The sequence below is a fragment of the Bradyrhizobium sp. SBR1B genome (assembly GCF_014198205.1).
Lineage (GTDB): Bacteria > Pseudomonadota > Alphaproteobacteria > Rhizobiales > Xanthobacteraceae > Bradyrhizobium.
Genome location: NZ_JACIHC010000016.1, coordinates 102,287 through 124,616, shown reverse-complemented (window position 1 = coordinate 124,616; position 22,330 = coordinate 102,287). Strand labels below are relative to the sequence as shown.

The window sequence follows — 22,330 nt, the reverse complement described above, 5'->3', positions numbered from 1 at the left end:
TAGGCGCGGAATGCCGGGAAGGAAGACGGCCGGTCCCCGCGTCAGGGCAGCACTTCGCGGCGCTCGCCGAGCCGCTGGTCGAGCTCGGCGCGCTTGTCGGTCAGCAGGCCGGCCTGCGCGGCCTCGATCACGGTAAACAGCTCATGAGCGTCGCTGAGGCGGGTCACGGTGACGTAGCTGGCGCCGGCCGCATAGAGCTCCTCAACGTCCGACAGGAGATCGGCCGTGGCCACGATCAGGGCGGTCGGATTGAGCGCGCGGACGTGGCGGACCAGCTTCTCGTTGCTGGCGCCCTTCAGCAGCGAATCCGGCACGCTGAGGATGATCATCTCGGACTTGCCGACGCCGGCATGGAGCAGCGTGTCCGCGCTGCTGATGTCGCCATAGATCACGTGCAGGCCGCGCGACAGCAACGTCTGGTACACATTGGGGTTGAAATCGACCACGGTGATCTGCTCGAGCAGCACCGGCGCCTGCCGTTCGATCTCGGCCAGCAGCGCGCTCGCCGCACGGAAAAAGCCGAGGATGACGATACGGCGGGCCTCGCCATGGCCGCCCTCGTGCCCCTCCTCGGCATGGCCGTTGCCGTGGTCGAGATCGCGCAGGCCGATCCGCTTCAGGGGGCCGATGGCCCAGCGGGTGATCTCGTCGCTGCGGCTCATCGCGAAGGTCGAGAGCACCGCGAGCACCACGAAGGCGAAGGAGGCGGCATTCGCCGTCTGCGCTGCGATATGGTGATCGGCAACGCCGGTCTGGATCACCACCAGCGAGAACTCGGAGATCTGCGCGAGGTTCAGCGCCGGCAACAGGCTGGCGCGCAAGCCCTGCTTCATCAGATAGAGCGGCGTGAAGGTGGTGACGAGGCGGCTCACCACCGTGAAGGCGGCGATCATCAGGGCCAGCCCGATAACGGAGAGACCGGGGACGGGAATGGTCATGCCAAGCGCGACGAAGAACAGCGTGATGAAGAAGTCGCGCAGCGTGGTGACCTTGGCGGTGACGTCGAGCGCATAGGGAAAGGTCGAGAGCGAGACGCCGGCGATCAGGGCGCCCATCTCGCGCGACAGCGACAGCCGCTCGGCGGTCTCGGCGACGAGAAAGCACCAGGCCAGCGCGCCGAGCAGGATCAGCTCGGGCCGCCGGGCGATCTGGTGGAACAGCCGCGGCAGCACGTAGCGGCTCACCAGCAGAGCTGCGGCGACCAGCACCGCGACACGACCGATCGAGAGCAGGATGACGCTGGCTTGCAGATTGGCAAGGCTCGGCTGCACCGCCAGGAACAGGATGGCGAAGATGTCCTGCAGCACCAGCACGCCGAGCGTGATGCGCCCCGGCAGCGTGTCGAGCTCGCGTTTCTCGTAGAGCACCTTGACGATGATCACGGTGCTCGACAGCGCGCAGGCGACGCAGAGATAGACCGCATCGAAGTGCCCGCCGCCGAGCGACAGGCCGATGCCGACGAAGAACAGGACCCCGAGCAGGCAGCCGCCGAGCAGCTGGCCACCCGCCGCGAACAGGATCACCTTTCCCGCCCGCACGATCTTCTTCAGGTCGATCTCCAGGCCGATCATGAACAGCATGAAGATCAGGCCGAGCTCGGAGATGACGCCGATCGATTCCTGCGAATGGACCCAGCCGGCGCCGAATGGACCTATGCAAAAGCCGGCGATAAGATAGGCCAGAATGAGCGGCTGCCGGGAGAAATGGGCGAGCAGGCCCAGCATCCAGGCAAACAGAATACAGAGAGTGATGTCGCGAATGAGCTCATGCATGCCAAATTGGTCCGTTTTGCCGCACCCTAGAGACGGGTTGCGGCGCGGCAAGCGAGCAATTCGTCACATGCGAAAAGGGCTGTTCGCAGCAATGCTGCTATGCCCCCTCGCCTTTGCCATGCCCGCCGTCGCACAATCCAAGGTCAATATTGAACAGAACTTCGCCGATTCCCTCGCCGCGCTGCCGAAGGAGGAACTCGCAATCTCCGGTGGATTCTACGTGCCTGCCTATTCCAGCGTCGCAATGAGCCAGGGCAAGCTGCGCGTCGACTTCTCGGTGACCTTGAGTGTTCACAACGCCTCCGAGACGCAAGCACTGGTGATCAAACGCATCGCCTATTTCGACACCGCAGGCAAGCAGGTCGAGAGTTATCTGAAGACGCCCGTGGCCTTGAGGCCACTCGCCACCGTCTCGATCTTCATTCCGACCGATGACGTCCGCGGCGGGACCGGGGCCAATTTCCTCGTCGACTGGGCCGCGACAGGCGAGATCGCCGAGCCCGTGGTCGAGGCCCTGATGGTTGGCGGCGTCGCCAATGCGCATTACGCTTTCATCAGCCAGGGCCGTCCGACCAGGACGGCCACAAAGAAGTGAGTCCGTCCCACCCGGACGGCTGGCAAGAAGTAAGGCTGGCCGGCGCAACACCGGCTGGCTCAACAAGAACAAAACGAGGAACACCCCCATGACGTCCAGCTTCGATTTCGCACCCCTGTTTCCGGCAGGGCTGCCGGCCCCTTCTGCGCGCTGGACGGGCCTTGCCAAGTACAGTTTCGTCGGCGGCAACAACGATTCCGAGCAACTGCCGCTCGAGGGCCTGATCGAGGCGACCACCTCAGCGTTACAGCGCGAAGGCCGGTCGCTCGCGACCTATGGGTTGGCGCATGGCCCGCAGGGTTACCTGCCCTTGCGCGAATTCCTGGTGACGAAGCTCAAGCGCGATGCCGGCATCAACTGCACCGTCGACGATCTCCTGATCGTGTCCGGCTCACTGCAGGCGCTCGACCTCGTCAACGCGACGCTGCTGACCCGCGGCGACACCGTCATTTTCGAGCAGGACAGCTATCAGGGCTCGCTGACCCGCCTGGCGCGGCTCGGCGTCAATGTGGTCGGCGTCCCCCTCGACAAGGACGGCATGCGCATGGACGTGCTGGCCGCGACACTGGCGGACCTGAAGAGCCGCGGCATCCGGCCGAAATACATCTACACCATTCCGACGGTGCAGAATCCGACCGGCAGCATCATGCCCGAGAGCCGCCGCACTGAGCTGGTACGGCTCGCGACCGAGTATGGCGTGCCGATCTTCGAGGACGATTGCTATGCCGACCTCGTCTGGTCGGGGCAGCGGCCGCCGGCGATCCATGCGATGAGCCCAAACGGCGGCGTGATCCATATCGGCTCGTTCTCCAAATCGATCGCGCCGGCGCTGCGCGTCGGCTTCATCGTGGCGCCCTGGGCGGTGATGTCGCGGATGCTGGCGCTGAAGACCGATGCCGGCTCCGGCGCGCTGGAGCAGATGGTGCTCGCCGCCTATTGCAAGCCGCATTTCGCAAGCCATGTGCCGGCGCTGACCAAGGCGCTGCGCACCAAGCTCGACACGCTGATGGAGGCGCTGAACGAGCAGTTCGGCACGGCAGCGGAATTCGAAGAGCCGAAGGGCGGCATCTTCCTCTGGGTCAAGCTGCCCGACCAGGTCGATACGCTGAAACTCTATCAGGCCGCACTCGCCGCCGGGGTCTCGATCAATCCGGGGCCGGAATGGTCGACCAACAAGAGCCATGCCAGCTCGCGGCTCAGGCTGTGCTTTGCGAGCCCGACGCATCAGCAGATCCGCGAGGGAGTCGCCGTGCTGGCCGAGGTCTGCCGCAAGGAATTCGGCGTGCCGGCCCGGAGTGCCAATGTGGAGAAGCGGGCTTGAAGCCGCGGCCTCACGCCTCGACGTGAAACTCCACGTTGACCTGGCCGGAGCCCGACGAGGGAAAATAGTCGCAGAGCTGCTCGGCGGCGCCGCGATAGTCGTACCAGCCGAGCGCGGCGAACAGCATGATGGTGTCGGCCATGCCGCCTTCGCCGTTGCACTTGGTGGCGTAATCCGGAAGCATGTCGAGGAATTCGCGGTAGCGGCGGCTCTGCCACAGCTCGAGCACGCGCAAATCGACCTGACGGTTGAACTCGCTGGCGACCGAGGTCCACGCCTCGGGGCCCAGCTTCTTGTTCGGCCAGAGCCGATGCGAGAGCGAACCGCTGGCGAGAATGGCGACGCGTTCACCGGATTCATCGATCGCGCGGCGGGTCGCTTCACCGAGGATCCGGCTCTCCTCGAATGAGGTGAAGAGCGGCGAGGCGACCGAGACGACCTTCGCGAAGCCGTCCCGGTTCAGGTAGTGCATCGGCACGACGGTGCCGTATTCGAGCCCGAGGCTGGCCACCTGATGGGCGATCACGTTCAGGCCGGCGTCCCCGGCCCTATCGGCGATGGCTTCGGCCAGGCGCGTGTCACCCGGCAAATCGTAGCGCAGATCCTGGATCATCTGCGGCGCCTCGTGGCTCGTGAACGAGCCGCAATGCCGCGCATTGGCATTGATGTGGTAGCCGAAATTGGAGAGCCAGTGGGTGTCGAACACCACGAAGCAGGTGACGCCGCGTTCTTTCGCCCGCCGGCCGAGCTCGCGCGGCGAATCGACGGCGGCTTTGCGCGCGTCACGTAACGGGCTGCCTGATAGCTCTGACAGCATCAGCGATGGAACGTGGGTGACCTTGGCCGCGAGTACGAGTTGCCCCATGGCGGTCACCTCGAAGCGTCAGGCCGCCTGTGGCTGGCTGCCGTGGATCGCGGAGGCCAGCCGCAGCAAGAGGACGATCGAGACGTTGCCCTTGCCGGCTTCGATCTGGGCGATATAGCGCTCGGAAATCCCGGAACGGCGGGCCAGCTCGCGGCGCGACAGGTCGCAGCGCATGCGCGAGGACCTCAAGCGATCGCCCAGCTCGGTCAGAAACGCGGTCTCGGAATAGGGCGGCACGGCACAACTCCCCGGCAGCACTTCGCCCGCAAAATCCATGACTTGATTCAGCATTGGTCTATCCAGGTTCGCCTTCGGGAAACGCCATCCTACCCCGGAAAAGACCGGCCTCATTGACGCGGATCAAATTCGCGAGCGATCGGCGGCAGCCATGGACGGAAGCGGGCGGGATGCTACACTTGGAGTTCTTCGAGGCGGGGTTTCTTCAGGACATGACGCGTTGTTTGAGCCGCTGGATCGCGGCTGCGATGCTGTGGGCGGCGATCACCTCCACGGCAGGTGCCGAGACGTTGACCGCGACGGTCGAGCAATGGGGCCTGCTCGGCTCGTGGGCGGTCGATTGCGCCGTCCGGCCCGACCGTGACAAGGGCGCGCTCCTGACTTACGAAATCCGGAAGGACGGCCGGGTGATGTACCGGCGCAATTTCGGCGAGGCCAATGACGAGAACGAGGTGGTGTCGGCCACCGTCGGCGCCGAGGGCCTGCTTAATGTGATGGTGTACTTCCCCTCGCTGCACCAGGCGCGTGAGTTCGGGCTGCTGCTGGCGAAGGATGGCAGCCTGCGCGCGATCTACAATCGCAGCGAGCGCGGCGAGTACACGATCAGGGACGGCAAGTACGTCGCGACAGGCGCGCCGACGCCGGCGCAGCAACGCTGCGATTAGTCACCTGAACAGCTGTTCAGAATTCTCCCGCGTTTCCTCCGGAACGTTCGCGCGAATGCGCGGTTTAGATTTGCATTCGATTGGAGGAGGACATCATGAAGAAGCTTGGTTATGTGGTTGCGGCCCTGGGTGCGCTCGTGATCGCGGCGCCGACGCTGGCGAGCGCGGAGACGGTGGTGATCAAGCGCGGCGGCTACCACCACCATCATCACGGGCCGTACGGCGCTCGCGCCGAATTCCGCGGCCATCGCGACCATGGTTGGCATCGTGGCTGGCACAATCGCGACAAGGTCGTGGTGATCAAGCGCAGCCATCGCCATCACCACTGGGACTAACGCGCGACGCATCATGGAAATGGCCCCTCTCGGGGGCCATTTCTTTTGCGTGTCGTCAGTCTTGTAGGGTGGGCAAAGCGAAGCGTGCCCACCGCTTCCATAGTGATTGAGAGGTGGTGGGCACGGCGCAAGTGCGCCTTTGCCCACCCTACGAGCCTGCCATGCGCGTTTGAAACGAAGCTAATCCCACGCCGGCGCAAAGCCCGGATTGACGCAGCGGCGGTCCTTCGGCAGCGCGGCGATCTTGTTGCGGTCGGCATCGTCGAGCGTGATCTTCAGCGCATCGAGATTGGCCTGCTGGCTCTCCCGGCGCGAGGCCTTCGGAATCGCGGCGACGCCGTCCTGATCGAGCAGCCATTTCAGCGCCACCTGCGCGGCGGTCGCGTTGTGCCTGGCTCCGATCTCCGCCAGCACCGGCTCCGAAGCGATGCGGCCTTGCGCGAGCGGGCAATAGGCCACCAGAGGGATCGACTTCGCGGCGAGATAGGCCAGCACCTTCGATTGATCGAGCATGGCGTGATATTCGATCTGGTTGCAGGCGATCGGCGCCCTGATGTCCTCGACCACGGTCTTGAGCAGTGCCGTGGAAAAATTGGCAACGCCAATCGCCCGCGTGCGTCCCTCCTGCTTCAGCTTCATCAGGGTCTCGAACACCGCACCCCAGTTCGCAGCCTTCGACGGCCAGTGCACGAGATAGAGATCGACATGATCGAGCCTGAGCTTGTTCAGGCTGGCATCGAAGGCCCGCCGGATCGCGTCGGTGTTGAGGTTCTCATGCCAGACCTTGGTCGTGACGTGCAGCTCGCCGCGCGGAAGGCGAGCCGCGGCAAGGGCAGCGCCGATGGGTTCTTCGTTGGCGTACATCTCGGCGGTGTCGATGTGGCGATAGCCGATCGACAGCGCGCTCTCGACCGCGGCGCGGCAGGCATCGCCCTGCAGGCGGAAGGTGCCGAGGCCGAGCTTGGGCACGCTGATGCCCTGTGTCTTCAGATTGTCCATGAACAGGCTCCTGACGTCGTTCAACCCGCTGGAAGCACGCGGCGTTGCCGCGTGGGCGGACTCTTCGGTGATGGAAAAGAGATGGCGGGAGCGAGCAGCATAGCCCGGCATGGGCAGCGCGGCCAATCAAGATCGGGTTAGCGGCGCGCCATGCCTATCCTTCGTCATGGCCGGACCCGCGCACAGAGTATCGCCCCTCACGAATGCTGCGCCACCACGGCCGGGCGGATCTGCGGTTGCGGCGCGATGTCGACCGACCAGAGGTCGCGATTGTCGACGTCCTTCAAGGTCACGGTCATCACGCCGCTGGCGCCGTCGATGTCGACGCGGCCGAAGAATTGCAGTCCGAAACACGGCGCCAAATTCTCGCCCTGCGCCGCACTGCAGCCGTTCTGGTACATCGCGACCGGACCAAAGGTGTCGTCAAGCTCACCCGGGCCCCAGGTGCCGGCGTGTAGCGGGCCGGAAACGAACTCCCAGAACGGCTCGAAGTCTTGAAACTGCGCCTTGCCGGGATCGTAATAATGCGCGGCGGTGTAGTGCATATCGGCGGTGAGCCAGACGATATTGCGCACGCCGGCGCACTTGATGGAGGCCAGAAGGTCGGCGATCTCGTGCTCGCGCCGGTCGGGCGGACCATCGCCAAGCGCGACGGCGTCGAGACTGATCAGGCCGATCGGAAGATCAGCCGCAATCACCTTCCAGGTTGCGCGCGAGGCCGCGAGCTCGCGCTTCAGCCAGGCGAGCTGCTCGACACCCAAGATCCAGCCGCGGTGATCGCCGCCCTTGTTCCAGCTATCGTCGCGATAGCTGCGCATGTCGATCATGAAGACGTCGAGCAGCGGGCCGTAGGCGATCTTGCGATAGACCCGGCCTTGCTGCGCGCCGATATCGCGGATCGGCATGAAGTCGAAGAAGGCGCGGCAGGCGCGCGCAATCAGGCGCGGGGTGCCGTCGTCCTCATAGCCGGCCTCGTCGTGGCTGCCGGTCGGCGACCAGTCGTTGGTGACCTCGTGGTCGTCCCACTGCGCGAACATCGGCACCTCGGCGTGGAAGGCGCGAAAGTTCTCGTCGAGATGGTTGTATTTGTAATTGCCGCGAAACTGCGCCAGCGTGTGCGCGACCTCGGACTTTTCCTCGGTCACGAGGTTGTGCCAGATCTCGCCGTTCGGCAGCTTCTGCTCGGAAGGAACCGTGCAGTCGGCGTAGATGTGATCGCCGGAGTGGATGAAGAAATCCGGGCGGTTGTCGAGCATGGTGCGATAGCTGCGATAGCCGCCGCGCGAAATGTCGATGCCCCAGCCCTGCCCCGCGACATCCCCGGACCACAGGAACGAGATCGAGCGGCCAGCGGACGGCGCGGTGCGGAAATGGCCGATGCGGCTTTCGCCGGCAATGCCGGTCGCGACGTCGTCGAAGCGCACGCGGTAGAAGATATCCTGGCCGGGCGGCAGATCGTTCAGCAGCAGCTTTGCGGTGAAATCCGCATCAAGCAGAGCGTCGCGCGAAGCTGACGCAATGATGGTCTTGAAGCTCTCGACGGTCGAGCATTCCACCTGCATCCGCGCGGGCCGGTCGGCGCGCGCCCAGATCACGGCGGAGTCGCCAGAAACATCGCCGGACTGAATACCGCCCGCGACTTGTGGCCGGTCGGCGGCGCGGCTGAGGTGCGGCATTGAGAGCGTGCCGAGCGAGGCGACGGCGAGGCTGGAGGTCGAGCGGACCAGGAATTGCCGCCGGGTCCATGCGCGCGAAGCGCGGAGCGTTGCCATTCAGGAAACCTTCGTCGAATCGCGACGGAAGGTGCCTGCGCTCCTTGACTCCTACCCTTACGGTTTCTTGACTCCGCGCCTACGGTTTTGCGACGCGCGGATGACGGGGCGAGATAGCCCCGCAGGCGGGGAGAGGCGTAGAAGAAACGAAGCGTCTAGCGCTGCCAGTTGCAGATGCCGCCGGAACGACAGGGCCAGGTCTGGATGCGGGTATCTCTCGCCTGTGCATCAAGCGGATTGCTGCGGCGATGCGCGAGCTTGGCGCGGGCTCCACCGCGCGGCTGCGCGGGCTTGCCGTGCGCGACCTTCGGCTCGGCTACGCGGACACGCTCGGCGGCAACCTTCTTCGGCACGTCGACCGGCTCGGCGCGGGCCTGCGCCTCGTTGCCACCCTTCGCCTCGAGTGCGACCGGCGCAAACTGCGTCTCGGGCCCGAGCCGCTTCGGCGACAGAACTGCCTTCGAAAGGTCGACGCCGAGATATTCGTCTGGCTTGTAGTCGTCAGCGCGCGCGAAGCCGCCCCATGCGATCACGAGGGCAACGGCAACTGCAAAAGAAACGCTTTTCAGGACCACGGACGCCTCCTGAAATTGATTTTGAAGGTATTTTATCCTTATTTAGGAGGCCTCGCGCGCGATTCCAGCGTCCATTTGCCGCCGTGGTTAAGAAGTTTGGCGGTGTCAGGCGACCTTTCGCGTCGCCCCCGTCCCATCCAGGAACCCCATCAGACGGCTGCGGATGATCTGTTCCGCCTCGCTCATGATGCGATCGACGAGTTCCTTGCAGGAGGGGATGTCATGGATCAACCCTGCGGCCATGCCGCAGCTCCAGGCGCCGGCGTCCATCTGTCCCTCCAGCATGATCCTGGGATAGACGCCCGCGACCTGGTCGTGGATGTCATCGATCTTCAGCTTGTCGCCCTTCTCGCGCTCGATCTCGATGAGGCGATCGACATTGGCGTTCCTCAGCACGCGTTCGGTATTGCGCAGGCTCCGCATGATCAGGCGGGTGTCGAGCTCGGTCGCGGCGACCAGCGCGTTCTTCACGTTCTGATGCACCGGCGCTTCCTTGGTGGCGATGAAGCGCGTGCCCATGTTCATGCCGGCCGCGCCCAGCGACAATGCCGCGACGAGGCTGCGCCCGTCGGCCATGCCGCCGGAGGCGACGAACGGGATCTTCAATTCCTCCGCCGCGCGCGGCAGCAGGATCATGTTGGGAATGTCATCCTCGCCGGGATGACCGCCGCACTCGAAGCCGTCGACGCTGACAGCGTCGCAGCCGATCCGCTCGGCCTTGAGTGAGTGACGCACCGAGGTGCATTTGTGGATGACCTTGATGCCCGCCGCCTTCAGCGCCGGCATGTATTGTTCGGGGCTGCGGCCCGCCGTCTCCACCGCCTTGATGCCGCCCTCGACGATGGCCGCGATGTATTCCGGATAGGGCGGCGCCGCGAAGGTCGGCAGGAAGGTGAGGTTCACGCCGAACGGCTTGTCGGTCATGTCGCGGCAGCGCGCGATTTCCTTGGCGAGCAATTCCGGCGTCTTCTGCGTGAGGCCGGTGATGATGCCGAGCCCGCCGGCATTGGAGACGGCAGCGGCCAGCTCGGCAAAGCCGACGAAATGCATGCCGCCCTGGATGATGGGGTGCTCGATGCCGAACAGCTCGGTGATCGCGGTCTTCACTTAATTCGCCTCCCGGAATTTGCTCAGGTTGGGTTCAGTCTAGCCGGACTTTTGCGCCGCGGTCACCATTTCTCTCCGAGGGAGCGGGCCAAAGGAGCCGAGGAGGTGAGTCGAGACACCAAGTCTGGTTGCAAGTCCCGTCATCCTGAGGTGCGATCCTAGCGGCGCAGGCGCGCCGCTAGGTGAGCCTCGAAGGATGTACGGCCCAGCTGCGAGCCGGGCCGTCTCCCTTCGAGGGCCGCTGAAGAAGCGGCCACCTCAGGGTGACGGGGAGACAGCGTCAATCGCGGTAAGACCAAGCCACAGTGCATACTCTCAATGTCCCCGCGCCGGCGCGCCCAGCTTGATCGGCCGCAGCACCGCCGCCGTGGGGATCATCAGCACCGCAATGATCGCCAGCGTCCAGAACACGTCGATATAGGCGAGCAGATCAACCTGCTGCTGCAAGGTGCGGCCGACCCAGGCGAGCGCCTGTGACGCGGCATCGCTCGCATTCGACCCTTGCGCCTGGAAGTAGCGCGTCATCGCGTCGATGGTCTGCTGATAGCCGAGGTCGGATGGCGCGGCGTGCTCGATCAGTCGGCTCTGGTGGAATTGCTGGCGCTGCGCCAGAACCGTCTGCGCCAGCGCGACGCCCATGGATCCGCCGATGTTGCGGGCGACGTTGATCAGCGCAGAAGCCTGGTTGGTCTTGTCGGGCGGCACGCCATCGTAGGACGCGGTCGTCACCGGCAGGAACAGAAAGGGCAGGCCCAGCGCGAGGAAGATGCGCGACAGCGCCGCATAGCCATAGGTGATGTCGCCGGTGAGTCCGGTGAGATGCCACATCGAGAACGCGACGATGGCAGCGCCGAACATGATCAGATATTTCGGCTGCACTGTGCTGACGAGGCGGCCGACCACCGGCATCAGCACCAGGGTCGCGATGCCGCCGGGCGACAGCGCGAGGCCGGCCAGCATCGCCGTGTAGTTCAGCTCGGTCTGGAGCAGTTGCGGCAGCAGCTGGGTGGTCGAGATCAGCACCGCGCCCGTGCCGAGCATCACCAGGAAGCAGGCGGCGAACTGGCGCCGGCCGAGCAAGCGAAGATCGACGATGGGATCTTCCCGCGTCAGCTCCCACGGGATCAGCGCGAGCAGCGAGACCGCGGCCAGCACCGCGAAGACGACGATCATGTTCGACCCGAACCAGTCGTTGCGCTGACCCTCGTCGAGGACGAATTCGAGCGAGCCGAGCCCGATCGCGACCAGCAGGAAGCCGACATAGTCGACGCGCAGGCCCTTGCTCAGCAGCTTCTCCCTCTCCTCCTCCGCGCCCGACGGCTCCTTGACCAGCGTACCGACCAGGAACAGCGAGAGCAGCCCCATCGGCACGTTGATCAGGAACACCCAGTGCCAGCTGTAGGTATCGGTGATCCAGCCGCCGAGCGTCGGACCGATCACCGGCGCGACCACGACGGCGACGCCGTAGATGGCGAAAGCCTGGCCGCGCTTGTGCGGCGGGAAGGAGTCGGCGAGGATCGCCTGCTCGCTGGTGGCCATGCCGCCGCCGCCGAGGCCCTGCAGGATGCGGAACAGCACCAGCGATTGCAGATTCCAGGCGAAGCCGCACAGCAGCGATGCGATCGAGAAGATCGCGACGCATATCATGTAGAAGCGCTTGCGGCCGATCACCGTCGACAGCCAGCCCGAGATCGACAGCACGATCGCGTTGGCGACGAGATAGCTGGTGATGACATAGGTGCTCTCGTCGATGCCGACCGCGAGCCCGCCGGCGATGTGGCGAAGCGCGACATTGGCGATGGTGGTGTCGAGCACCTCCATGAAGGTCGCGATCGAGACCACGAAGGCGATCAAATAGGGATTGTGCCCGCCGGCCGCGGAGCGCTCCGGCGACCAGCCGCCTGCGGATGCGCCGCCTTGCGCAGCGTCCGTCATCGCACCCTGGTCCAGGGCACGACCGACATGCCGGGACCGACCGGCAGATCGGCCGGCCAGTTGTCGACCACGATCTTCACCGGCACGCGCTGCACCACCTTGACGTAGTTGCCGGTCGCGTTCTCCGCCGGCAGCAGGCTGAACGCGGTGCCGGAGCCGGGCTGCACGGAATCGACGTGGCCGGTGAGCTTGCTGCCGGGATAGGCATCGATGCGGATCTCGACCGGCTGGCCCGGACGCATGTCGCCCAGCTGCGTCTCCTTGTAGTTGGCGACGATCCAGACCTCGTCGGGCACGAACATCATCAGGCTCTGCCCCGCCGTGACGAAGGTGCCCTTGGCGCCCGAGAGCTTGACGACACGGCCCGATTGCGCCGCGACGACGTTGGTGTACTGCAAGTTCAGCTTGGCTTGATCGAGCTGCGCCTGCGACTGCTCAAGCTGCGCCTTGGCGCCTTCGAGCTGAGCTTGCAGCGTCTTGATGCCGAGTTGCGCCGAGGTCACCGCGGTCTTGGCGCGCTCGGTGTTGGCCTGCTGGGCCTGAAGGTCGGAACGGGTCTGCTGCTGGCGCTGCACGGTGCCGGCACCCTTCTCGACGAGATCCTCGGCGCGCTTGAACTCCTCCTGCGCGAACTGCAGCTGAGCCTGCGCCTGTTCGAGCTGCGCCTGGGCCTGCTTGATCTGCTCCTGCTGCGAATCGATCTGCGCCTCGACGTTGGCGACGTTCGCCTTGGCGCTGGCAACCTGCGCATTGGCCTGATCGATGGCGATACGGTAGTCGCGCTCGTCGATCCTGGCGAGGAGATCGCCCGCACTGACGTGCTGGTTGTCCGTCACCGGGATGTCGGTCACATAGCCGCCGACCTTCGAGGCCACCGAAAAGCTGCGCGCGGCGACGAAGGCATCGTCGGTGGATTCATAGTGGCGCGCCTCGAGCCAATAGAGCAGACCGCCAACGAGCGCGGCGATCAGCACGAAGGCGCCGGCGGTTGCCAGCAGCCAATGCTGACGAAGCCGGTCTCGCAGCGACGGCGCCTTCGCCGGCTGACTGGTCTCGCTTGTATGATCGGGAGGCGTTCTTGGCGCTTCCTTCGCCCTCTGCGGTTGCTCCGCGGACGGCCCACGCTCCCGGGTTTGAGCATCCACGGCCAACACCTTTCTCGGGACTCAACCGGCGGCAGGTGGCAACGAGCCGCCTCGCCCGCCGCGAGCCTAACCGCAGCACCGAAGCATGGTTCCGCATCGCGAGAGGCCCGCCGCCATTCGTGAATGCCTGCTCAAAAAGGAAGCGCGGCACAGTTGCGTGCCGCGCTCGTCTCTGACGTCTCACGGGAAGCCCGCCTGTCTCAGTGCGTCTTCGTCTCGTGCCATTTCTCGAGATCGGGCTTCTCCTCGTCCGATCCCTGCTCCTTTTCCGGATTGCCCTTCCAGGGCTTGTCCGTCTGCCGGTGCGAACCCCAGTCGTTCTGCTGCCGGGGATCGTCGTTGGGCCGTTCCTTGCTCATCGATCTCCCTTTCCGGGAACGTCAAGCGAAGGGAACACCGTAATAGGAGTTGATGCCGCGCACAGCTGCGTCATCACCCCAGTTCCAATCGCTTCGTTCGCCATATTTCGGGGCCCCTTCCAGTTCCTTGGTGGTGATGCCGGTGACATACCCGCCAAGCTCCGTGTCGTATTTCAGCGACTGCCAGGGCAACGGATAGTGGTCGTTGCCGAGGCCCAGGAATCCGCCGAAGCCGAGCACGGCGTAAGACACCCTGCCGCTGACCTTGTCGATCATCACGCGTTCGATCGAACCGATCCGGTTGCGGTCGGCGCCGTAGACCGACGTTCCCTCGACCTTGTCGCTGCCGATCAGCCGTCCCATCTCGCTGCGGCCCAGCTCGCCTTGATTCAGCATCTTAATCCTCCACTCAGCCAATATGAATCAACCGGATGAGCAAGCGATCGTTCCGGCGCAGATGTTCCCGGAAGCGAGCCAGGAACATCGCAGGGAAGGAGCCGTTCTCTGAACTTCACGCACAACCGAGAGCCACGCGCGATGTCTCAGACCGTCTCCGACTTCATCGTCCAGCGTCTGCATCAATGGGGCGTGCGACACATCTTCGGCTATCCCGGCGACGGCATCAACGGCGTGTTCGGCGCGATGAGCCGGGCCCAAGGCAAGGCAGAAGAGATCGGCTTCGTGCAGGCGCGGCACGAGGAGATGGCGGCATTCATGGCCAGCGCCTACGCAAAATTCTCAGGGCAGCTCGGCGTCTGCATCGCGACCTCGGGCCCAGGTGCCTCGCATCTCATCACCGGGCTCTACGATGCGCTGCTCGATCACCAGCCGGTGCTGGCGATTGTCGGCCAGCAGGCCCGCAACGCTCTCGGCGGACACTATCAGCAGGAGCTCGACCTTCTCTCGATGTTCAAGGACGTCGCCGGCGCCTACGTCATGCAGGCATCCTCGCCTGCGCAAGTGCGACACCTGATCGACCGAGCGGTGCGGATCGCGCTGGCGCGGCGGACCCCGACCGCGATCATCCTGCCCAACGACCTGCAGGAAGAAGCCTTCGAGAGCCCGCCACGTGCACACGGCACGCTGCATTCCGGCATTGGTTACAGCGCGCCCAGCATTATGCCGCGTGAGGCCGATCTCGATCGCGCCGCGGAAGTGCTGAATGCCGGCAGGAAGGTCGCGATGCTCGTCGGCGCCGGCGCGCTTGGCGCAACCGACGAGGTGATCGCCGTCGCTGACCGCCTCTCGGCCGGCTGCGCCAAGGCGCTGCTCGGCAAGGCAGCGCTGCCCGACGACCTGCCGTGGGTCACCGGCTCGATCGGCCTGCTCGGCACCGAGCCCAGCTACAACATGATGATGGAATGCGACACGCTGCTGATGGTCGGCTCCGCCTTCCCCTACGCCGAGTTCCTGCCGAAGGAAGGCGCGGCGCGGGGCGTGCAGATCGACATCGACGCCGGCATGATGTCGATCCGCTTTCCCATGGAGGTCGGCCTCGTGGGCGACGCCGCCGAGACGCTGCGCGCACTGTTGCCGCGGCTGAAACCCAAGAGCGACGGCGCCTGGCGCCAGGGTATCGAAGACGACGTCACGACATGGTGGAAAACGCTGGATGGCCGGGCACATCAGCCGGCAGCGCCGGTCAATCCGCAGCTCGTCGCCTGGGAATTGTCCCCGCGCCTGCCCGACCGCGCGATCATCACCAGCGATTCCGGCTCCTGCGCCAACTGGTTCGCCCGCGACCTGAAGATGCGGCGCGGCATGACGGCCTCGCTCTCCGGCGGCCTCGCCTCGATGGGCGCCGCGGTGCCCTATGCGCTCGCCGCGAAGTACGCCCATCCGGACCGTCCGGTGATTGCCCTCGTCGGCGACGGCGCGATGCAGATGAACAACATGGCCGAATTGATCACCGCTGCGAAATACTGGCGCTCCTGGCGCGACCCGCGCTTCATCGTCTGCGTCTTCAACAACGAGGACCTCAACCAGGTGACCTGGGAGCAGCGCATCATCAACGGCGATCCCAAATTCGAAGCCTCGCAGCGCATTCCCGACGTCTCCTATTCACGCTTCGCCGAGCTCATCGGCCTGCGCGGCATCTTCGTCGACAGCCCGCAGCTGCTCGGCTCGGCCTGGGAGCAGGCGCTGGGAAGCGAGATGCCCGTCGTGCTGGAGGTGAAGACCGATCCCGAAGTGCCGCCGCTGCCGCCGCATATCACGCTTCAGCAGGCCAAGAACTTCTCGCTCGCCCTCTTGAAGGGCGATCCGAACGAAAGCGGGATGATCAAGGGAGCAGCGCGGCAGGTGCTCGAAACGATCCTGCCCGGAAAGCAATGAGGTCAACCATGAGTGACTTTCGCGACATCCAGCACGGCGTCAACGATCCCGTCGACGGCGTCGACGTGAAATACCATTTCAACGACAACAAGACTCCGCACGAGCGCGCGCAGCACCATGCCGATGTGCGTGCCGACGCCACGGCCGCCCCCGCCGAGCCGTTTCTGCCCGAGCGGCTTCGACGCAAACCGACCGATCCCATCAATCCGCGCACCGGGCGGAATCCGACGGATTAGTCGTTAGGAACCTCGGTGCATGCGACGTGTTGATCGGCGCAACACCACGCGGCAAGAGGCCGCGCGCCCACGGAGGGACCGAACCATGAAACGTACCATCATCGCCCTTGCCTGCGTGCTTGTCGCCGGGCCCGCGATCGCCCAGTCGCTGGGCGAGAAGACCGGCGTCAATTCGGCGCTCGGCGTCGCGCCAACGACTGCCGACTTCGTCAAGCAGGTCGCCATCAGCGACATGTTCGAGATCGAGTCGAGCAACCTTGCCACGCAAAAGGGCAACGCGCAGGAGAAGAGCTTCGCGCAACAGATGGTGACCGACCACACCAAGACCAGCACCGAGCTCAAGGGCCTCGTCGGTGACGGCAAGGTGCAGGCGACCCTGCCGACGGCGCTCGACAGCTCGCACCAGAGCAAGCTCGACAAGCTCAAGAGTGCGAATGGCAAGGACTTCAGCTCGGACTACAATTCCTATCAGGTGAGCGCCCATGAGGATGCCGTGTCGCTGTTCGAGCGCTACGCCAAGGGCGGCGACAATTCCACGCTGAAGGATTGGGCCGGCAAGACTCTGCCGGCGCTCAAGCACCATCTCGACATGGCCAAGGAGCTCGGCAAGGCGCCGAGCGTCGGCCAGGCGAAGTAAACCTCGAACGCGGGCGCCGGCTTTGCCGGCGTCCTCTGCGTCCCGGCACCGATGCCTGTCTCCCGTGGATTGCGATCACGGACGTCGCGGAGAGCATCGTGGCCCAGCAGGACAGGACCCCAATATCCAGCCGGCACGTCGTTCGCGCCGCGAGCATGTCGCTCGCCGCGGCACGCTGGCGTCTTCCACCGCGAAAGGAGATCCGCACATGGCCGAGCAGCCGCTGATCGATCCCGTCGGCCGCTTTCCGAAGCCGCCGTTCAAAAAGCAGTCGCAGCCCTGGCCGGGCCTCGCCGGCAAGATGGAGCCGCGGCCGGACCATGGCGAGACCAGCTACAAGGGCTCCGGTCGGCTCGCCGGCCGCAAGGCGCTGATCACCGGCGGCGATTCCGGCATGGGCCGCGCCGCCGCCATTGCCTATGCGCGCGAAGGCGCCGACGTCGCCATCAATTACCTGGCGGCAGAAGAGCCGGATGCGCAGGAGGTGATCGCGCTGATCAAGAAGGAAGGTCGCACCGGGCTGGCGATCCCCGGCGATCTCCAGGAGGAAGCGTTCTGCAAAAGGCTGGTCGAGCAGACCGTGCGAGATCTTGGCGGTCTCGACATCATCGTCAACAATGCCGCCCGGCAGCAGGCGCGCGCCTCCATCCTCGACGTCTCCTCGGAGGACTTCGACGCAACCATGAAGACCAACATCTACGCGCCATTCTGGATCATCAAGGCGGCGCTGCCGCATCTCAAGCCAGGATCCTGCATCATCGGCACGACCTCCGAGCAGGCTTACGATCCCTCGCCCGATCTCTACGATTATGCGCAGACCAAGGCAGCGACGATGAACTATGTGAAGGCACTGGCCAAGCAGCTGGCGTCGAAGGGCATCCGCGTCAACGGCGTGGCGCCCGGGCCGATCTGGACGCCGCTTCAGGTCTCCGGCGGCGCAACGATGGAGAAGCTCGAGAAATTCGGCGGCATGACGCCGCTCGGCCGCCCCGGCCAGCCGGTCGAGCTCGCCTCGATCTACGTGCAGCTTGCCGCCGCCGACGCCAGCTATGCGACCGGCCAGGTTTACGGGGCGGCGGGTGGATCGGGGCAGCCTTAGCAGAGCTGGGACGCTCGCTGGAGCTCAGGAACCATCTTTGTCTCCAAGCTTTTACAAATCTGTCATGGAGGAAATATCGCCGGCTCACCGATGGCGCTCGTAACAGTCAAACCCACCCGGATCGATACGGCGATCGCGAACGAGATCGCACACAACACCAACTCGGGGCTTGAGCATACCACCCAGATATTGACCTGGGGGGCCGACGAGCATGTGCTCATCGCGCTGGCCGCTGCGGGATGGCTCTACACCCGGCTGCGGCACCCGCAGCAGCGTCCCGTTGCAGATCACGTTCTGATGGTCTCGCTGGCGACGGCCATACTGCCGCACGTTCTGAAGTCCGTGTTCGATCAGACCAGGCCGGACCGGCTGACCGTCACCGGTCATTGGCGCGGCGTCCCCTTCTCGGGGCGATCCCGCGACGCATTTCCCTCCGGTCACGCCGTGCATATGGGCGCGCTCGCCTCGGCGGCCGGCCTGTTGCCGCCTGCCCGGCGTCGGGCGGTCCGCGCCCTTGCCGTGGTGCTATCGTTGACGCGCGTCGTGGTGCTGGCGCATTGGGCCAGCGATGTGGTGGCGGGCTTTACGCTTGGCGTCGCCGTAGAGCGACTGTTCAGGCCGTTCACGCTGGCGAAACGGCGGCCTAAAGCCTCGCGGGTCCGGTCATGACCGAATATCTCCTGCGCTTCATCGCCGGCGGCCTGATCGTCTCTGCCTTCGCGATCCTGGGCGACATGCTTCGACCGAAGAGCTTTGCCGGTCTGCTCGGCGCGGCGCCGTCGGTCGCGCTGGCCACCCTCAGCATCGCCGTCGTCCAGCACGGCCCGCGATATGTCGCCGCCGAAAGCTGGACGATGATCTATGGTGCCATCGCACTCGGCTGCTACAGCCTCGTCGTCTGCCATCTCCTGATGAGGTTTCACTTCTCCGCTCTGCCAGCCACCACCCTCGCTTTTGCCGCATGGCTCGTCGTCGCCTTCGCTCTGCTCGCGGGTTTCGGAGGTGCTGCCTGATGCTGGTCAAACTGTCTACATCGGCGCTCAAACAGACGCGGTGGTACGAGTATGGTATCCGCTTTCTGCTCGGCGGACTGGCGACCGTCCTCGCGGGGGCCGTGACCACAGGTTTCGGCGTCTCCGTCGGCGGCCTCTTCCTCGCGCTCCCCGCCATCTTCTGCGCCAGCGCAACGCTGATCGAAAGCCATGAGCGCCGCGCCAAGGAAAAGGCCGGCCTCAGCGGAGACAGACGCGGGCAGCAGGCCGCGGCGCTCGATGCCGCCGGTGCCGGCCTGGGAAGCATCGGCCTGGCGGCATTTGCTGCAGTCTTTTATGTCGTGGTTTCGACAACCGTGATCGGCGCATTCGTGGCCGCCATCCTGGTATGGGCGGCCGTGTCGGTGTCGGCGTGGTGGCTGCGACGAAAGCTTCGCATCACCTCGCGCACCACGCAGACCGAACGCATGGGGCCATCAGCGAGGGGCCGCGGCCTCTTCCCGTAGCTTCAGAAAACCATACATTTCGGCGGCCGTCTGAAGCTGATCGATGCGCGCCAGAATAACGTCACGCTGGGGGCCGTCCGCCAAGCCCGACAGTTCGTGCTCCAGCCGCAGCTTCTGCGCCCCGAGACGCTGCTCGAATGTATGTGGCTCAGATCGTCTTCGCATCTTCCGTCCTCGGTGGCTGCAGCCCCGGGCTGTTGGCCCAGCGCTCGACTTGTTCGATGACCTTCTGGTGGCTGGGACGCACCGGCTTGGGGGCTTCCGGCTCTTCGGAAAGCTTTCGGGGCAACCTGACTTCGTCCGTCATGGCTTCTCTCCCTTTTCCAAGAGAATGCGCCACCGCCAAAGTCGTTTCAATAATAACCTATTGATTTTGCTATACTTTCTTACTCATTTGGCGTCTTTTTCGACTCTTGTGGAACTCCCGCCAAGTTAGTTTGTTGAGTAACCTACTCAATCTACTCAATTGCGTGATCGACCATGAACGACCTTCGCGCCGAGCGCCTTCAGGTCATGCTCTCGCCGGACGAGTTGGCCGCCGTTGACGATTTCCGGTTCAAACATCGCATGCCGACGCGTGCGGCAGCGGTCCGCGAACTGCTCAGGTTCGGACTGGCCGCCGTCGGCGTCGACGCAGGTGCGGGTGTGAAGTCGAGCAGCTTCGGCGTGTTCGGCCGCGGACCCGACGGACATACTCAGGAAGATCCCGAGAACGGCACAGGGGGCTGACCCGCAAGAACCGTTCATAAGCGAACGACCCCGGCACCGTGGGTGCCAGGGCCGTCCTTGGAGATTGCTTCCGGCGCACCGGGGGCATGACAGCCGGAAGCAACCTATCGACGCCTTGCGCGAGGATTCGTTCCTCGCGCTAATCCGTTGCGTCTAAAGCGCGATGCGATGAGGATGAATCGTCATCGCGCTTTAGGTTGTTGTTTAGGCATGATCCTTTCTTCCGGAAGACCGCTGCGCGCTTCTCCGGATCATGCTTTAGCCGCTCGGCGCGTCGCCGGAATCGTCCGGCGTCATGCCTGAGCCCGGGGTCTTGCTGTTGTCGTTCAGCTTGGGATCGCGCGTCGCCTCCCGCGACGGTGAGCCTTTCGAACCCGTCTTTTGCGGATCCGTCTTGTGCACGGACTGCGCGCGCTGCTTGTCGCGCGGCTGTTCCTCCGCCCGCTTGTCCTTGACGATGCCGTGGTCGGAATGGGCCATGATGTGCTTCGCCTCTCCTGATGTGTCGAAGCGGTTACGCACTGCGGCGTCGAATGTTCCGGCGCGGCGTTAGCTGTGCGCCGCGTGGACCGCAGCCGATGCCTTCTCCAGATGAACCTGGCGCACCGTCGTCACCGTCGCGAACGCAACCGAGACACCAAAGGCGAGAATGAGTGAAAGAAGAGCCAGACGTGGAGCCATCACAAAACCTCCTTCTGGAAGCGAAAACCAACGCGATCGACTATTCCCTGATCATCCTGGATTGGTCACTTGTGTTCCGTGAGCGGTCTCACACGCGGATTCACGAAGAGAGGGCCCTCACGCATCCTGCTTTTGAGGGAAACGGACCACGACGGGAGGAATTTCGCCATCAAGCCAATCCTGCTCGTGAGCGAGCGCCGTCCAGGCGTCCGCCATGCGCGAAAAGCGCTTATGAGCGGGTTGTCCCTCGGCGCGCTCAGCGAGCTGAAGACAGTTGTCGGCATTATCCCTGAAGATGTCAGACTGTTTCATGTTGAAGACGTGGGGACGGAACTCTCGCGTCGCAACCCGCTTTCCGGATCGTAATGTTCAGGGAACTTCGCACGCGATTCGCTGTTTGATATCGATGCGAGTTCCTGTCGCGATCGTCCTGGCATTCATCAGCACCGCCGCGCTTGCCGACAGCACCGGTGAACGAAAGTCTGGCGACCGCCCTCCGAGCGCGACCGACGTCATCAGCGGCCTCTATGATTTCAGCCGCTTCCAGCAGGAACCGATCTGAAGGGCAACGCCGAGGTCAAGAACCTCGCCGCCTTGCGTGCCGAGGAAGCTGCCAAGCGCGACAAGGCGCTGAAGCAGATCCAGGAGGCGATCGGCGCGGAGCCGCGCGTCGGCAAGACGACGTCCGTCGGCGCCAGCCTGATCGAGCCCGAAACCTCGGACGGACCGACTTACGTCCGAAGCTTCTATGCCTCGCAGATTCCGGAATACGAATCGGCCATCAAGCTGCTCGAAAGCTACCTGAAGGCGCCCGACAATGCGGCGCTCGCAACGTTTGCGCGCGAGCAGCTCCCGATGCTGCGCGCGCAGGTCAAGAACGCCGAGCGCACCATGGCGGACAAGTAGCCTCGTTACTTGGAGTTCTTACTTGGAGTTCGGATGATGTTGCTGGCTCTGCGGCCGCACGGTGCGATCGCTCTCCGGCATCTTGTCCCGACCCGCATCGCCATTGTCATCCTTGCCGCCCGAAGATGAGGTGCCGCTTCCGCTCGGGTTCGACCGGGTCGCCGCCCCCGTGGTCGGTGAATCCGCCTTCGGGCTGGCGGAGCTCGCGGCGGGATCGCCGGTCATCGACCCCCGGCCGCTGGGCGCCCCGCCCTGTGCCAAGGCTGACCCGGCAAACAGCATGACGACGATCGCAGCAAGTCCTGCTTTCATATCCCTTCTCCCTGTTTTGGGGCTAACCGCGAGGCTCGGCGCTCCGTTCCGAAGGGGCCTTCCGGGGACCGACAATGGGGCGGGTCGCCGATGCCGTTTCTTTTTTGGACCCCAATGGAACCAATTCAGCGGATTGCGGTTAATGCCGTCGGGCTGAGCAAGACAGGTTCCATACCTCGCGTCACACGTTGGCGCTTGATTTCGAATTTGGCTGAC

At 64.6% G+C, this 22,330-nt stretch carries 28 protein-coding genes and 1 pseudogene; 13 read left to right on the top strand and 16 right to left on the bottom strand.

Annotation, left to right across the window (positions count from 1 at the left end; all coding sequences use genetic code 11):
- Positions 1-41: 41 nt before the first annotated feature.
- Positions 42-1,772, bottom strand: coding sequence for a cation:proton antiporter (locus GGD61_RS30755; protein WP_092263362.1), 1,731 nt, complete (start codon positions 1,770-1,772; stop codon positions 42-44).
- A 67-nt stretch (positions 1,773-1,839) separates the two neighbouring features.
- Here GGD61_RS30755 and GGD61_RS30750 point away from each other — a divergent pair, with 67 nt between their 5' ends.
- Together GGD61_RS30750 and GGD61_RS30745 are read left to right on the top strand one after the other, a co-directional pair.
- Positions 1,840-2,367 (top strand): DUF3124 domain-containing protein, encoded by a 528-nt coding sequence (locus GGD61_RS30750; protein WP_183231750.1) that lies wholly within the window; start codon positions 1,840-1,842, stop codon positions 2,365-2,367.
- Between the two features lie 88 nt (positions 2,368-2,455).
- Positions 2,456-3,688 (top strand): PLP-dependent aminotransferase family protein, encoded by a 1,233-nt coding sequence (locus GGD61_RS30745; protein WP_092262601.1) that lies wholly within the window; start codon positions 2,456-2,458, stop codon positions 3,686-3,688.
- A gap of 10 nt (positions 3,689-3,698) precedes the next feature.
- On the opposite strand, the gene hpaD is transcribed toward GGD61_RS30745, so the two are convergent.
- Positions 3,699-4,553, bottom strand: a complete 855-nt coding sequence (gene hpaD / locus GGD61_RS30740) for a 3,4-dihydroxyphenylacetate 2,3-dioxygenase (protein ID WP_092262598.1) — start codon at positions 4,551-4,553, stop codon at positions 3,699-3,701.
- Between the two features lie 18 nt (positions 4,554-4,571).
- Positions 4,572-4,844: a helix-turn-helix domain-containing protein gene (locus tag GGD61_RS30735; RefSeq protein ID WP_026202606.1), complete on the bottom strand. Its 273-nt coding sequence runs from the start codon at positions 4,842-4,844 to the stop codon at positions 4,572-4,574.
- Positions 4,845-5,002: 158 nt separating this feature from the next.
- Here GGD61_RS30735 and GGD61_RS30730 point away from each other — a divergent pair, with 158 nt between their 5' ends.
- Both GGD61_RS30730 and GGD61_RS30725 read left to right on the top strand, forming a co-directional pair.
- Positions 5,003-5,455 (top strand): hypothetical protein, encoded by a 453-nt coding sequence (locus GGD61_RS30730; RefSeq protein WP_177237516.1) that lies wholly within the window; start codon positions 5,003-5,005, stop codon positions 5,453-5,455.
- A gap of 95 nt (positions 5,456-5,550) precedes the next feature.
- A complete protein-coding gene (locus GGD61_RS30725; RefSeq protein ID WP_092262629.1) occupies positions 5,551-5,790 on the top strand; it encodes a hypothetical protein in 240 nt (79 codons plus the stop codon).
- A 180-nt stretch (positions 5,791-5,970) separates the two neighbouring features.
- On the opposite strand, the gene GGD61_RS30720 is transcribed toward GGD61_RS30725, so the two are convergent.
- The 8 genes from GGD61_RS30720 to GGD61_RS30685 form a co-directional block, all read right to left on the bottom strand.
- A complete protein-coding gene (locus GGD61_RS30720) occupies positions 5,971-6,789 on the bottom strand; it encodes an aldo/keto reductase (protein ID WP_092262626.1) in 819 nt (272 codons plus the stop codon).
- Positions 6,790-6,986: 197 nt separating this feature from the next.
- Positions 6,987-8,561, bottom strand: coding sequence for an alkaline phosphatase (locus GGD61_RS30715; protein WP_092262593.1), 1,575 nt, complete (start codon positions 8,559-8,561; stop codon positions 6,987-6,989).
- 155 nt (positions 8,562-8,716) lie between these two features.
- On the bottom strand, positions 8,717-9,136 hold the full coding sequence (locus GGD61_RS30710; protein WP_092262590.1) for a hypothetical protein: 420 nt from the start codon (positions 9,134-9,136) through the stop codon (positions 8,717-8,719).
- A 105-nt stretch (positions 9,137-9,241) separates the two neighbouring features.
- Complete coding sequence (locus tag GGD61_RS30705; protein ID WP_092262587.1) at positions 9,242-10,243, bottom strand: nitronate monooxygenase family protein; 1,002 nt, start codon at positions 10,241-10,243, stop codon at positions 9,242-9,244.
- A gap of 315 nt (positions 10,244-10,558) precedes the next feature.
- On the bottom strand, positions 10,559-12,178 hold the full coding sequence (locus GGD61_RS30700) for a DHA2 family efflux MFS transporter permease subunit (protein WP_018321725.1): 1,620 nt from the start codon (positions 12,176-12,178) through the stop codon (positions 10,559-10,561).
- Entirely contained in the window at positions 12,175-13,323 is a 1,149-nt protein-coding gene (locus GGD61_RS30695; RefSeq protein WP_092262623.1) for an HlyD family secretion protein, read from the bottom strand. Before GGD61_RS30695 ends, GGD61_RS30700 begins: the two co-directional genes overlap by 4 nt.
- Positions 13,324-13,523: 200 nt before the next feature.
- The gene (locus GGD61_RS30690; protein ID WP_018321727.1) at positions 13,524-13,682 is read right to left on the bottom strand and encodes a hypothetical protein; all 159 of its coding nucleotides are present in this window, start codon (positions 13,680-13,682) and stop codon (positions 13,524-13,526) included.
- Positions 13,683-13,703: 21 nt separating this feature from the next.
- Entirely contained in the window at positions 13,704-14,078 is a 375-nt protein-coding gene (locus GGD61_RS30685; RefSeq protein ID WP_028144036.1) for a PRC-barrel domain-containing protein, read from the bottom strand.
- A 141-nt stretch (positions 14,079-14,219) separates the two neighbouring features.
- Here GGD61_RS30685 and GGD61_RS30680 point away from each other — a divergent pair, with 141 nt between their 5' ends.
- The 7 genes from GGD61_RS30680 to GGD61_RS30650 all read left to right on the top strand — a co-directional run bounded on the left by GGD61_RS30680 (position 14,220) and on the right by GGD61_RS30650 (position 19,486).
- Positions 14,220-16,016, top strand: coding sequence for a thiamine pyrophosphate-requiring protein (locus tag GGD61_RS30680; protein ID WP_092262582.1), 1,797 nt, complete (start codon positions 14,220-14,222; stop codon positions 16,014-16,016).
- 8 nt (positions 16,017-16,024) lie between these two features.
- A complete protein-coding gene (locus tag GGD61_RS30675) occupies positions 16,025-16,252 on the top strand; it encodes a hypothetical protein (RefSeq protein ID WP_018321730.1) in 228 nt (75 codons plus the stop codon).
- Positions 16,253-16,337: 85 nt separating this feature from the next.
- Positions 16,338-16,889, top strand: coding sequence for a DUF4142 domain-containing protein (locus GGD61_RS30670; protein WP_092262580.1), 552 nt, complete (start codon positions 16,338-16,340; stop codon positions 16,887-16,889).
- 208 nt (positions 16,890-17,097) lie between these two features.
- Positions 17,098-17,988, top strand: coding sequence for an SDR family oxidoreductase (locus GGD61_RS30665; RefSeq protein ID WP_092262578.1), 891 nt, complete (start codon positions 17,098-17,100; stop codon positions 17,986-17,988).
- A 90-nt stretch (positions 17,989-18,078) separates the two neighbouring features.
- Entirely contained in the window at positions 18,079-18,657 is a 579-nt protein-coding gene (locus GGD61_RS30660; protein WP_092262575.1) for a phosphatase PAP2 family protein, read from the top strand.
- Positions 18,654-19,001, top strand: a complete 348-nt coding sequence (locus GGD61_RS30655; RefSeq protein ID WP_092262571.1) for a DUF3147 family protein — start codon at positions 18,654-18,656, stop codon at positions 18,999-19,001. The genes GGD61_RS30660 and GGD61_RS30655 overlap by 4 nt, the downstream gene beginning before the upstream one ends.
- Positions 19,001-19,486: a hypothetical protein gene (locus tag GGD61_RS30650; protein WP_183231749.1), complete on the top strand. Its 486-nt coding sequence runs from the start codon at positions 19,001-19,003 to the stop codon at positions 19,484-19,486. Before GGD61_RS30655 ends, GGD61_RS30650 begins: the two co-directional genes overlap by 1 nt.
- A gap of 148 nt (positions 19,487-19,634) precedes the next feature.
- Here the strand turns inward: GGD61_RS30650 and GGD61_RS30645 are convergent, their stop codons facing one another.
- Entirely contained in the window at positions 19,635-19,793 is a 159-nt protein-coding gene (locus GGD61_RS30645; protein WP_018321736.1) for a hypothetical protein, read from the bottom strand.
- 173 nt (positions 19,794-19,966) lie between these two features.
- On the opposite strand from GGD61_RS30645, the gene GGD61_RS30640 reads away from it, so the two are divergent.
- Positions 19,967-20,215: a hypothetical protein gene (locus GGD61_RS30640; RefSeq protein WP_183231748.1), complete on the top strand. Its 249-nt coding sequence runs from the start codon at positions 19,967-19,969 to the stop codon at positions 20,213-20,215.
- Between the two features lie 258 nt (positions 20,216-20,473).
- Here GGD61_RS30640 and GGD61_RS30635 read toward each other — a convergent pair whose 3' ends face one another.
- The 3 genes from GGD61_RS30635 to GGD61_RS30630 form a co-directional block, all read right to left on the bottom strand.
- Positions 20,474-20,695 (bottom strand): hypothetical protein, encoded by a 222-nt coding sequence (locus GGD61_RS30635; protein WP_028144043.1) that lies wholly within the window; start codon positions 20,693-20,695, stop codon positions 20,474-20,476.
- A 69-nt stretch (positions 20,696-20,764) separates the two neighbouring features.
- Positions 20,765-20,896, bottom strand: coding sequence for a hypothetical protein (locus GGD61_RS41300; RefSeq protein WP_283806143.1), 132 nt, complete (start codon positions 20,894-20,896; stop codon positions 20,765-20,767).
- A 117-nt stretch (positions 20,897-21,013) separates the two neighbouring features.
- Positions 21,014-21,208, bottom strand: a complete 195-nt coding sequence (locus GGD61_RS30630; protein WP_092262557.1) for a hypothetical protein — start codon at positions 21,206-21,208, stop codon at positions 21,014-21,016.
- A gap of 94 nt (positions 21,209-21,302) precedes the next feature.
- Here GGD61_RS30630 and GGD61_RS30625 point away from each other — a divergent pair.
- Positions 21,303-21,802, top strand: a pseudogene (locus GGD61_RS30625) (DUF4142 domain-containing protein).
- A gap of 18 nt (positions 21,803-21,820) precedes the next feature.
- Here the strand turns inward: GGD61_RS30625 and GGD61_RS30620 are convergent.
- Complete coding sequence (locus GGD61_RS30620; RefSeq protein ID WP_092262554.1) at positions 21,821-22,114, bottom strand: hypothetical protein; 294 nt, start codon at positions 22,112-22,114, stop codon at positions 21,821-21,823.
- Positions 22,115-22,330: the final 216 nt, after the last annotated feature.